Source organism: Cohnella kolymensis, assembly GCF_000829465.1.
Lineage (GTDB): Bacteria > Bacillota > Bacilli > Paenibacillales > Paenibacillaceae > Cohnella > Cohnella kolymensis.
In genome coordinates, this window is the sequence record NZ_JXAL01000001.1 from 178,563 (window position 1) to 190,799 (window position 12,237).

The 12,237-nt window shown below is 52.4% G+C and carries 9 protein-coding genes and 2 pseudogenes; 2 read left to right on the plus strand and 9 right to left on the minus strand.

Annotation, left to right across the window (positions count from 1 at the left end):
- Window positions 1-48: 48 nt before the first annotated feature.
- From hutI to SD71_RS00920, 8 genes and pseudogenes are all read right to left on the minus strand, one after another.
- Window positions 49-1,347 carry an imidazolonepropionase gene (hutI, locus tag SD71_RS00885; protein WP_052475820.1) on the minus strand — a complete coding sequence of 433 codons (1,299 nt, stop codon included), beginning with the start codon at window positions 1,345-1,347 and terminating at the stop codon, window positions 49-51.
- A 14-nt stretch (window positions 1,348-1,361) separates the two neighbouring features.
- A pseudogene (gene hutU, locus SD71_RS00890) lies at window positions 1,362-3,021 on the minus strand (urocanate hydratase).
- A 24-nt stretch (window positions 3,022-3,045) separates the two neighbouring features.
- The gene (hutH, locus tag SD71_RS00895) at window positions 3,046-4,587 is read right to left on the minus strand and encodes a histidine ammonia-lyase (protein WP_041058461.1); all 1,542 of its coding nucleotides are present in this window, start codon (window positions 4,585-4,587) and stop codon (window positions 3,046-3,048) included.
- 115 nt (window positions 4,588-4,702) lie between these two features.
- Window positions 4,703-5,140: pseudogene (hutP, locus tag SD71_RS00900) on the minus strand (hut operon transcriptional regulator HutP).
- 521 nt (window positions 5,141-5,661) lie between these two features.
- Complete coding sequence (locus SD71_RS00905; RefSeq protein ID WP_041058463.1) at window positions 5,662-7,068, minus strand: amino acid permease; 1,407 nt, start codon at window positions 7,066-7,068, stop codon at window positions 5,662-5,664.
- Between the two features lie 124 nt (window positions 7,069-7,192).
- The gene (ald, locus tag SD71_RS00910) at window positions 7,193-8,326 is read right to left on the minus strand and encodes an alanine dehydrogenase (RefSeq protein ID WP_041058465.1); all 1,134 of its coding nucleotides are present in this window, start codon (window positions 8,324-8,326) and stop codon (window positions 7,193-7,195) included.
- On the minus strand, window positions 8,323-8,937 hold the full coding sequence (locus SD71_RS00915; RefSeq protein ID WP_161793308.1) for a YitT family protein: 615 nt from the start codon (window positions 8,935-8,937) through the stop codon (window positions 8,323-8,325). The genes ald and SD71_RS00915 overlap by 4 nt, the downstream gene beginning before the upstream one ends.
- Window positions 8,938-8,952: 15 nt before the next feature.
- Entirely contained in the window at window positions 8,953-9,948 is a 996-nt protein-coding gene (locus SD71_RS00920) for an aminotransferase class V-fold PLP-dependent enzyme (RefSeq protein ID WP_235426946.1), read from the minus strand.
- Window positions 9,949-10,137: 189 nt separating this feature from the next.
- On the opposite strand from SD71_RS00920, the gene SD71_RS00925 reads away from it, so the two are divergent.
- The gene (locus tag SD71_RS00925; protein WP_041058469.1) at window positions 10,138-10,833 is read left to right on the plus strand and encodes a Crp/Fnr family transcriptional regulator; all 696 of its coding nucleotides are present in this window, start codon (window positions 10,138-10,140) and stop codon (window positions 10,831-10,833) included.
- Between the two features lie 175 nt (window positions 10,834-11,008).
- Window positions 11,009-11,287 carry a hypothetical protein gene (locus SD71_RS00930; protein ID WP_041058472.1) on the plus strand — a complete coding sequence of 93 codons (279 nt, stop codon included), beginning with the start codon at window positions 11,009-11,011 and terminating at the stop codon, window positions 11,285-11,287.
- Window positions 11,288-11,293: 6 nt separating this feature from the next.
- Here the strand turns inward: SD71_RS00930 and SD71_RS00935 are convergent, their stop codons facing one another.
- The gene (locus tag SD71_RS00935; protein WP_041058474.1) at window positions 11,294-12,196 is read right to left on the minus strand and encodes an aldo/keto reductase; all 903 of its coding nucleotides are present in this window, start codon (window positions 12,194-12,196) and stop codon (window positions 11,294-11,296) included.
- Between the last annotated feature and the right edge of the window lie 41 nt (window positions 12,197-12,237).

A 12,237-nucleotide genomic window follows, 5' to 3' on the forward strand; every position in this document is an offset into this window, starting at 1 on the left:
TCCAACCCGCCGGCGGTATTCATGCCGAATTGACTCAGCAGACGAATATTAAGATTGAGTCGGGCGGAATTGATGCGCAGATTGTTCATAGACGGGTCTTCCCTTCTTGATTACAGTGTCCACCAGATTCACGGCGTAATGGTACTGTAAATACATATAGTTAGGAGCGTCAAACAGGACAAGATCGGCTTGTTTGCCGACTTCGATGCTGCCGATCCGATCGCCCCGGCCAATGGCGTGCGCGGCATTGATGGTGCAGGCGGTGAGCACCTCTGCTGGCGTCATTCTCATCGTGAGACAAGCCAGATTCATCATAAAAGGCAGCGACTCCGTGGGAGAAGAGCCCGGATTGCGGTCCGTCGATAAGGCGACGGGCACCCCGGCTGCGATCATGGCCCGCGCATCGGCCGGCTTGGCCATGAGGAAGAACGCCGTGCCGGGAAGGAGAACGGCAATGACGCCGCTCCGCGCCATCGCCCGAATGCCGGCTTCGGATGCGTGAAGCAGATGATCCGCAGATACAGCGCCGACCTCAGCGGCCAGCTCCGCGCCCCCGAACGGAACAATTTCATCCGCGTGGATTTTCGGCTTCAGACCCTGCTCACGCCCCGCTTGCAAAATACGCCGTGACTGCTCGACCGTAAACACGCCTTCCTCGCAGAACACGTCGCAGAACTCCGCCAATCCCGCCTGCGCGACAACAGGGATCATGTCTTCAATGACTGATCGCACGTAAGCTTCCGGGTCGTGCTTATACTCTGCGGGTACGGCATGCGCTCCCATAAACGTGGACACGACATCGACCGGATGCGTACTGTCCAGCGTGCGGGCAACTCGAAGCTGCTTCAATTCGTCTTCCAGCCGCAGCCCGTAGCCGCTCTTGGCTTCAATCGTCGTTACACCATGCGTAAGAAAACGGTCCAGCCGTTTTCCGGCCTCCATCAGCAGCTGTTCTTCATCCGCCTCGCGTGTTTGCAAGGTGGAATGCAAAATCCCGCCGCCCGCGTTCAAAATATCCATGTAGCTCGCACCCTGCAAGCGAAGGTTGAGCTCGAATTCCCTCGAACCTGCGAATACGAGATGGGTGTGCGGATCGATCAATCCCGGCGTGACGATTTTCCCTTCGGCGGGAATGACGGTCACTTCCTTGCCATTGCCCCCGTGGAGCTCAACATATTTTCCGGCTTCTTCTTCTTCGCCGACGAATACGATTACACCTTCTTCAATGACAACTCCGCCGCCCTCGATGATATCCAGCTGCTCCATTTCCTTACCCCGTTTGGGGGCGGCGCTCGCTCCGCTGACGGTCACGACTTGGGACGCATTTCGAATGTGGATCATGCGCAACTTCCTTTCCCCGGTCAGCCGAGCATCGGCATCCGGATTCCTTGGCCGCGCGCCGTCTCGACGGCCAGCTCATAGCCCGCATCCGCGTGCCGCACAACGCCCAGCCCCGGATCAGTCGTCAATACACGCTCCAGCCGCTGCGCCGCATCCTCGGTCCCGTCGGCGACAACGACCATGCCGGCGTGCAGCGAATATCCCATGCCGACGCCGCCGCCATGATGAAACGACACCCAGCTTGCACCGGAAGCCGTGTTGAGCAGCGCGTTCAAGATCGGCCAATCCGCGACGGCATCGCTGCCGTCCTTCATCGCTTCGGTCTCCCGGTTAGGCGATGCGACGGAGCCCGCGTCCAAATGATCTCGGCCGATGACGATCGGAGCCGAAAGCTCGCCTGAAGCGACCATATCATTAATGATCCGTCCGAATTTCGCCCGGTCGCCGTAGCCGAGCCAGCAGATCCGGGCAGGCAGGCCTTGGAACGCGATTTTGTCACGTGCCATTCGGATCCACTTGCATAAGCTCTCGTTGTCCGCGAACTCACGCAGGATCACTTCATCGGTTTTATAAATATCTTCCGGATCGCCGGACAACGCCGCCCAGCGGAACGGCCCTTTGCCTGTGCAAAACTGCGGACGAATGTACGCCGCACAAAGCCGGGGAAATCAAATGCATCCGCCACGCCCTCATCGAACGCCACCTGCCGGATGTTGTTGCCATAGTCGAAAGCCACCGCGCCCTGACGCTTCATCTCGAGCATCGCCTCCACGTGACGGACGATGCTCGCCTTGGCGAGCCTGATGTACGCTTCCGAATCTTCCTCCCTCAGCTTCGCGCCGGCCTCCAGCGAATAACCGATCGGCAAATAGCCGTTAAGCGGATCGTGGGAGGAAGTCTGATCCGTGATGATATCCGGAATAAAGCCTTGCCGTATCATTGCCGGAAGCACTTCCGCAGCATTGCCGAGCAGGCCGATCGACAGCGCCCGGCCTTCCGCCTTGGCTTCAGCGGCCAGCGCAATCGCGTCGTCAAGCGACTCCACCAACGTGTCGCAATAGCGGGATTCCAGCCGCTTCTCGATGCGGCTGCGGTCCACCTCGATGCCGATCAGCACACCTTCGTTCATCGTCACCGCCAGCGGCTGCGCGCCGCCCATTCCGCCAAGCCCTGAAGTAACCGTAATCGTGCCTTGCAAGCTACCGCCAAAATGCTGTCGCGCACATTCGGCGAACGTCTCGTACGTGCCTGAACGATCCCTTGGCTGCCGATGTAAATCCAGCTGCCGGCGGTCATTTGCCCGTACATGATCAGCCCTTTACGGTCCAGCTCGCGAAAATGCTCCCAATTGGCCCAAGCGGGAACCAGATTGGAATTGGCCAGCAGGATACGCGGCGCGTCCTTGTGCGTGCGGAATACCGCAACGGGTTTGCCGGACTGGATCAACAGCGTTTCGTTATTCTCCAAATCCTTGAGTGAGCTCACAATCGCATCGAAGCTTTCCCAGTTGCGTGCGGCTTTGCCGATCCCGCCGTACACGACCAGCTTATCCGGGTGCTCGGCGACTTCCGGATCCAGATTGTTCATCAGCATACGCAGCGCGGCTTCCTGAATCCAGCCTTTCGTGTTCAGTGCGGTGCCTCTAGGTGCGCGGATCTTGGTGTCCGTTCTATCGATCATCGGAACGACCTCCTACAGGAAAATTTATTGAAGAGTAACGAGCGCATGCAATTGATCCAGCATTTCCGCGCTTTTCATCCATTCCGCAACATTGTGAAAATCATTCGAGAGCACCCGGTCGTCATCCACGAACGCCACCTTTTCCCGGCAGCGGTTGTACAGCAGTTTCGTTCCTTTGCCGAGCTGCCGCGGATCGCGGAAGTCGATCGCCTGGGCGGCGCAAATGAGCTCGATCGCCAGCACCGAGTATGCGTTGTCTACGATTTGCTTCGCTTTACGCGCCGCGATTGTCCCCATGCTCACATGATCCTCTTGATTCCCGGAAGACGGAATCGAATCGACGCTCGCCGGATGGGCCAGCGATTTATTCTCGGACACAACGGCCGCAGCCGCATATTGAGCGATCATCAGCCCGGATTGCAGCCCCCCTTTTTTCGTGAGAAAAGCGGGCAGCTTCTCGTTCAAATGGGGATTCACCAGCCGCTCGATGCGCCGCTCCGAAATGTTAGCAAGCTCTGACGCACAGACGGACAGATGGTCCATCGCCAGCGCAATCGGCTGCCCGTGGAAATTGCCGCCCGAGATGACACGCCCTTCCTCTGCAAAAATAAGCGGGTTGTCAGTCGCCGAGTTGATCTCGATTTCCAGCTTATCCGCGATATAGCCCAGTGCGTCCCGGCTCGCGCCATGCACTTGCGGGATGCAGCGGAGAGAATACGCGTCCTGCACCCGAAGCTCTCCCTGACGCGTCATGAGCCTGCTGCCGAGAGTGAGTCGACTGATGTTATCGGCAACCTGCAGCTGTCCCTGATGGGGACGGATACGATGCGTCAAGGGATCGAACGCATCCCGCACAGCCAGTAGCGCTTCGCATGTCAAAGCCGCCGCACAATCGGCCCATCGGGCAAGCTGCTGAGCGTCCCAGCAGGCGAGCGTGCCTACCGCGGTCATGACCTGCGTGCCGTTGATCAGCGCCAGCCCCTCTTTGGCCTCCAGCGTGATCGGCTGAATGCCCGCAGCAGCCATCGCTTCAGCGCCCGTCATCCTTACTCCTTCATAATAAGCCTCGCCTTCGCCGATCAGAACGAGCGCCAAATGCGACAGCGGAGCCAAGTCTCCGCTTGCTCCGAGCGAGCCTTTCTCCGGAATGACCGGCACGACTCTCTCGTTGAGCATGTCGACCATCGTCTCCAACGTTTCCGGACGAATGCCGGAATAGCCGAGCGACAAAGCATTGATCCGAAGCAGCAAAATCGCTCGCACGACTTCTTCCGGAAAAGGATCCCCGATCCCGCAGGAGTGACTGCGTATCAGATTGAGCTGCAGCGATTTGGCGTCCTCGCTGGAGATATAGGTATCACTGAATTTTCCGAACCCGGTTGTCAGTCCGTAGACCGCTTTTTTCTCTAGCAGCAGCTTTTCCACATACTCACGCGTACGCTTCACCTTTTCAAGGCTTTCCCCGCTAATGTCCACCTTCAGTCCGAATCGCGCCACCTGAACCACATCTTCGATCGTCAATGAACTCCCGTTCACCGTTACCGTCCGTTCCATCGTTTGCTGCATAATCCCACCCGCTTTCCCGAGAATGACAAAAAGCCCATACCAAATGAAGGGTACCGGCTGTCTAATCACTAGTCGCTAAAGGGCCTATGCACCAAACCAACCGACAACAAAAGCTTTAAATATGGTTAAAACCGAAGCCTATCGTTTCATGCTCGAAGCCTTTTTTCGGCGCGCGATCGTACCGTATACGCACACCGCGATCCATTCGCCTTCATGCTCCACTGTGCCGGTCATGCGGCCCCGCACGATCGAAAAGGTCAACCCCACAGTCCGCAAAATCTCGCCGAACTGCACCACCACCCCGCCCTACACTCTGAATCGCCTCTATAATGGCATGGTACAGTGCGTGAACCTCGCGATATTTGTCACCGTCGATGATCCGGTTGTTCTTTGCAGCCGTCTCGATCGCCGCCACCACTTTGTTCATGTCCATGGCGCCCACACGGCCGATAGTAAAACGAAATCCTTTCGCAGTAAGCTCCTGTTCCACAACCTGTCTCCACTCATGATCCTGAAGCACCGCAAGAAGAATGGACAGCTTGCCGATCGGCATGGGTGCGCCGGACGGACTGAGCAATCGCGTCACCACCTGTAATTCCATCATATTCATATCAAGCGTGTCTGCTGTCCGCGCAGATACACTTGTAAACGCTTTCAGCATATTTAATTTAGCACTATTGAGCAGCACCCGTCAATTCCCTTTCACTTTGTAAACTCCCCCATATACCTCATTCATTCAGCTCATCAATTTCTTTATCAATTCGGTCTTTCCCCTTACAGCAGCTTTCTCAAAGGGTTTGCCCAATCTTGTTCGATTAGCTGTGATCGCCACTGAGCTGAAAGAGCATGCATGGCTCGCAAAACCCCCTATACCGGTACAAAGATTTATGTTTTCTGTGTTGAGACCTATTGGGATATTGCTCGGTTATAAAGCGAAATACAGCAAGTATTCTAAAGACGCTTAATCAATTTTCTATTACTCAGGATCCGGGAAGCATGACAAAAATAAGACTGCCGAGACTTTCTCGACAGTCTGAACTCCCCGAAGGGAGGTGTTTCAAACTTATAGTGACCTTATACGTTGGTTTCGATTTCAGCTTTGGCAGCAACTAACTTCCTTTTATAAACGGCGTAGTAAATAACTGTGAGGAAAATTAACCAAGGAACGCCTACCTTCCATGAAATATTCCAAAAATCTTGGTCCAATCCCATGGTGATTAAAATAGCAGCTAACAAACCGATCCCGATGATTTGCAGATAAGGGAAAAGGGGAGCTCTAACAGGTAATTCTTCTCCTCCGCTCGCCTTCCATATGCTTCTGAACCGCATATGGCTAATCAATATAAGGACCCACACATATAACGCGCCGAATAAAGCGATACCGAAGAGGTAGTTGTACGCCAATGGACTCAGCTTGGCGATCAAGCCGGCAATGACAACACCTAAGCTCGACAACAGCAACGCGTTTACCGGTGTGCCTTTTTTGCTTAATTTACCCAGCGCTTGCGGTGCATAATTACCACGAGACAGCGAGAAGATCATCCGGGAAGTTAAATATAAATTTGTATTCATACTTGATAATGCTGCGGTCATCACGACAAAGTTCATAATACCGGCAGCGTAGACAATGCCCACATGGTCGAATACCTGAACGAAAGGACTTTGTGTAACCTCCTTGGCTCCCGCATTGATCCAAGGAACTACAGCCAGCATAATTCCCATTGCCAAGAAGTAGAATGCCACTAAACGAAATACCATGGTCTTCATCGCACGCGGAACGGCTTTCCTAGGTTCCTGTGCTTCTCCGGCGGTAACGGCTATGACTTCTACACCGACGAAGCTGAAGATTGCCATCAACACAGCCATCCACATGCCGCCGAAACCGTTCGGCATGAATCCGCCGTGCTTCGTATAATTCTCAAATCCGACAGCAGGCGTACCGACCCCCATAACAGCAGCTATACCAAATATAATGAACGCGACGATTGCCACCACTTTAATAAGAGCAAACCAATATTCGAACGTTCCGAAGTTTTCGATCGATCTTGAGTTGACATAGATGAGCACAGCTCCAAAGGCCAATGTCCACACCCATACAGGTATACCCGGAAACCAGTAGGTCATGTAGATCCCGACTGCAACCGACTCGCCCCCTACCGCTACGACCTGGGCAGCCCAATAGGTCCATCGTGACGTAAATCCTGCCCAACCGCTCACATACTTCTCGGCATATACGCCGAACGAGCCTGCTGTAGGATGCGCAACAGCCATTTCCGAAAGGCTGAACATCATGATGACTGCAATGAAAGCCGCGATGACATAGCTTAATATAACTGCCGGACCCGCATAACTGATCGCAATGGCACTGCCCATGAACAGCCCGGTTCCGATCGCTCCTCCAAGACCAATCATAGTCAGCTGTCTTTGGGTCAACCCTCTATGCAGGCCGGCTTCCCTTTCCATCAGTTCATCGTGTTTCATTCATCAGGCTCTCCTTTGGGATAATGTGAAAGCGTTTTCGAATAATACTAAGGAGATTATACAATTGGTCTCTGAGAAAAGGGTGTAAACTATTTTACACTGTAAATTTTCTCATCCGTTTTTGTTATGCGGGAGTAGGAAGATGAAGGGCTTCTTCAACCGGTACATGAGCGTAACCTAGTTCATTGGCGATCACTTCGTATGTCACAGAGCCGCCTGCCACATTCACTCCCCGGTACAAGGCTTTGTTATCCAGTATGGCTCCCAGCACCCCTTTGTTAGCGATCTGCAGAGCATATTGAATCGTTACATTCGTCAAAGCCAGTGTTGAGGTTCTTGCAACGGCTCCCGGCATGTTAGCAACGGCATAATGAACAACTCCATGTTTCTCATATGTAGGTTCCGAATGAGTTGTAATGCGATCAATAGTTTCGATAGAACCGCCCTGGTCAATTGCAACATCCACAACAACGGAACCTTTGGACATTTTTCGAATCATGTATTCCTTTACAAGCTTCGGCGCTCTTGCTCCCGGAATTAAGACCGCACCGATCACGAGATCCGCCTTGCATACAGCTTGCTCGATATTATAGGAGTTGGACATAATCGTAGTAAGCCTGCCGTCAAAAATATCATCCAAATAACGAAGGCGATCCGGATTCACATCCACGATAGTAACGTGAGCTCCTGACCCCAGCGCCATTTTCGCAGCATTCGTACCCACAATTCCACCGCCGATAATCACCACTTCTGCCGGTTTGACTCCCGGAACGCCGCCCAGCAGGATTCCTTTCCCGCCGTATGGGTTTTCCAGAAACTGAGCACCAATTTGAACAGCCATCCGTCCCGCCACTTCGCTCATGGGAGTCAACAGCGGCAGAGATCCGTTTTCCAGTTGTATCGTTTCATAAGCTATTGCAGTCACTTCATTTTCCACCAGAGCCTTCGTCAATTCCGGTTCCGGCGCCAGATGCAGATAGGTAAACAAGACTAATCCCGGACGAAAATGGCGGTGTTCCTGCGGCAGGGGCTCTTTCACTTTCATGATCATATCCGCTTTATTCCACACTTCTGCGGCACTACCCAGAATCACAGCACCTTTTTGCCCATAGTCTTCATCCGTAAAACCGCTCCCGAGGCCGGCTGAGGTTTCAATATAAATCTCATGCCCGCCAAGCTGTAAGGTTTCCACACCTGCCGGGGTAATGGCAACGCGGTTTTCGTTATTTTTGATTTCCTTCGGCACACCGATAATCATCCGTAAATCTCCTTTGGCTGTTTTTTGTTTTGCAGGTAGCCGTAGCACAGATCAAGCGATTTTCCCGCCAAATATATGGACAGGGTTGTTAAAACAAGCTTCTCCACACCAAAAATAAAACCTGTAAATAAAACAACTGCGGCGTTCATGACAAACATCACTTTTCCCAGTGTAAATTGCGGCCATCTCCTGTTAACAATGACACACACGATATCCATCCCGCCTGTCGAGCCACCCACGAACAGCACAAATGAAATCGCCGCACCGCTGATCAAACCGCCTAACAAGCAGCCGACGAGCGGCTGGTGAATCCCCGGTACTTGAGCAAATAGCCAAAGAAAAAACGATAGTGACGCCATTCCTAGAAAGCTGTATAAGATGAATCGCGACCCTACGTAGTAAAAACCAATCCCGAACAGCGGGATATTTAACACAAAATAAATGATTCCTAACGAGATCGGCAGAAAATGACCGATTAGAATGACCACTCCGCCAAGTCCGGGCGCCATGATTTCATTCGGCTGTAAGAACAGGTAATAAGTGAGGGCAGTGATTGCAGTGCCACATACGATAACGAAAATCTCCAGCAATCGTAGACTCTTTATTTTCATCCTCATAGCCAGCCTTTACTTGTTATTCTGAAGGTAGACCAAGGTGTCAATCGCTTTGACTACCTCCTCCTCCGTATTGTAAAAATGAGGAGCGATACGGATGACGTCATTACGCGCGGACACAATGATGTCCTGTTCCTTCATCAGCCGTTCCATCTCTGAAGCATTAGGAACTTGAATCGCCGTGTTGGATGCCTTGATCGTGAGATCCTCGGGACTCATTACTTTTAGGCCCTTTGACTTGGCATACGAGACGGCGGCAGAAGAGAGCTGATTCAAATAGCCTTCGATTCGCGGAACCCCGATCTCATTGATCATCCCAATGGCGGCGTGCGCGGCGTATGCATTGACGATAGCGGGGGTGCCCGTATCAAATCGCCTCGCGCCCGCAGCGAAATCGAGCTTTTTCACGTCAAACTCAAATGGATTCACCCGGCCGAACCACCCTGTGGTTGCCGGCTCCAGCTGCTGCGCAAGATCTCCACGTACATATAAAAACGATATGCCCGGAATGCCGATCAAATATTTCTGTGTACCTGCCGCCAGAAAATCGATATCCATGGCCTTAACATCAATAGCGACGTTGCCTGCAGATTGATAGGCATCAATAAACAGATAAGACCCTTTGGCATGAACGATGGCTGAAATCGTATTCAAATCCTGCTTAAATCCATTATAATAAGAGACGTGCGGTATCGATGTGATACGTGTTGTTTCATCTACATAACGATCGTAGTAGTCGATCGGCACGATATGGTTCTCGGTCGGAATAAACTCCACTCGAGCCCCCCGTTTTTGCTGTGCCAGCCAGACATGACCTATCGTTGGAAAATCAATTTCCGTCGTCACCACTTTATTGCGTTTACCCGAGAAATCCATGGCTGAGGCAACGCTCGAAGCCGCATCCGACACCGATCCCAGAACCGCAATTTCATGCGGCGAAGCGTTGATCAGCTTGGCAAAAGCGGCTTTCGCCTCCCCCACGCGGCTCATCCATTGCTGCCAGTCCATGCCGCCAAACCGCAGCGTAGTAAGATAGCTTTGAATGGCGCCGCTGACTTGATGGCTGAGGGCACTTTGGGAGCAGCTCGACAGCTGAATTTTTTTCCTTTAAGAGGGGGAAATTCTCTCTTTCTCTGATAAACGGGAACTCCATGATTAATCATCCTCTCATTGATGGAATGGCAGAAAGGTGAGTCTATGAACATCGATGCCGCTTACTATAAATCAGTCTCCCCTTGGGTTGAAAATTTGTCCTTCGATTGGGAGCCATTCTCGACCATAGGATCGCAAATCAGTGTTGCCAAAGATCAACCTATCTTTCTACAAGAGCATTCTAATGACTATGTTTATATCATTGTCGAAGGACGGATCCGATTATTTCTCAGCTCCCCTTTAGGAGAGGAAAAGCATATTGCGATCATCGGAAAGAACGGTCTCATTGGCGAGTCGCGGCTTCCTTCGGATAATACGTATAGCTGCAGCGCTACCGCTTCCAGTGCATCTAAGTTGATTAAAGTACCTTCACGGCAATTTCACAACCTGTTAAGCAAGAATGCGGAGATGACCGAACAGGTTTTATCGATTGGCGCAATCAAATTCCGCATTATGGCTATGCATATCTTGCAGCTTAGCTTCACCTCCGCCATGCAGCGTATTTCATTGAGTTTGATGCAGCTAGCTCTCACCTACGGGGAACAACAGGGCGATAGATTCTTTGTCCAGCTCCAATTCACCCACCAAGAGATGGCTAATCTCGTCGGAACATCGAGGGTGACCGTAGCCAATACCATTAACTTGCTGCAAAATGCAGGTGTGATCTCTAAAGCTAATGGCATCTATATCATCGAGGATATGGTGAAGTTAACAGAATATATCGAGCATGATATCTCTTAAGCTTCCCACCCCTACTATACATTTGTGATCAAGCTGAGGCTGTAAATTACTTTACACAGCTGCATTAAAGAAAGCTCAGGCCGCTTTTCGGCTTGAGCTTTTCTCATGGCCTCCAGAATGAGAGATACCGCCTTCCGCATATAAATTTTAAAAACAGCAAAAGGCGGTGTCAGCGGTGGAGACTTTGAAGGAAGCACCCATAGACAAGTTAATGGACGGCCACAAACAAATCGTTCTCGACATACACCGAAGGCTTATGACAGGAGCCGTAAATTTCAAAGATATCAGCATTTTGTGCAGAATCTCTCAGCAAAATTACAGTGCGTTCACACCGTTCCAGTTGTCCTTGATTCTGAGGGTGGCGGAAATCCTGTTCGGCGACCACGATCTCCAGCAGAGCGGCGCATACATCCGGGAAGAAATCCAAGCCGCTTATGGATTCTACCTCCCGTAGTGAGGCTCACCTGTGTATCTCATACCGATTGGCTTTGCTCATGCGGCGAATCGCGTCCACCTCGTCCTGCGTCAACGGAGGCACGTTCGCCGCCGCGATGTTCTGCAGCAGCTGCTCGCGCGAGCTTGCTCCCGGGACAACGACCGCCACCGCCGGGTGGCTGAGCGAGTAGCGTATCGCCAGCTGCGACATGCTTCGCTCATCCGTCACCATCGACTGCAGCTGCCGCCGAAGCGCATTGATTTCCTCCACGCTATGATCCAGGTATCCTTTTTGCACAGTCTTGTTCTCCGCCAACGCCCCGCTCGCCACCGGTCCCCGAGCAATGAGACTGATCCCATGATCCGCGAGCAACGGCAGCACTTCCTCTTCCGCACGGCGATCCAGAATACTGTATTGGTTCATCACGCTGACGATCGATGACCGGGCCGCATACTCCCGTATCACATTGGGCCGGATCGAAGAGATTCCGTAATGCCGGATAATCCCTTCCTTTTTGAGCTGCTCGAACGCTTCAATCGTCTCGTCGATCGGGTCGCCTGTCGTCCCCCCATGCAGCTGGTACAGGTCGATGTAGTCGGTCCCCAGCCGGCGCAAGCTGTCCTTGACCGCAGACAGGATGTACTTTTTCGATGGATCCCACGTCCACCCTTCCTGCCCGGGAATGCGCCGATTGCCCACTTTTGTCGCCAGCACGACCTGCGCTCTTCGCCCCTGAATCGCTTTTCCCACCAGCTCTTCATTTCGCCCCGCGTCATAGAGATCCGAGGTATCGAGATAATTAATGCCCCGATCCAGCGCCTCTTGAATGAGAGATACCGCCTTCTTTTCCTCCGTACCGACCGACATGCAGCCAAGACCGACTTCACTGACTCTGAGATCCGAAGAACCTAACCGGTTTATTTTCATAGCTGTTCTGTGACTCCTTTCGACAAAATCTTCCTTGTTTA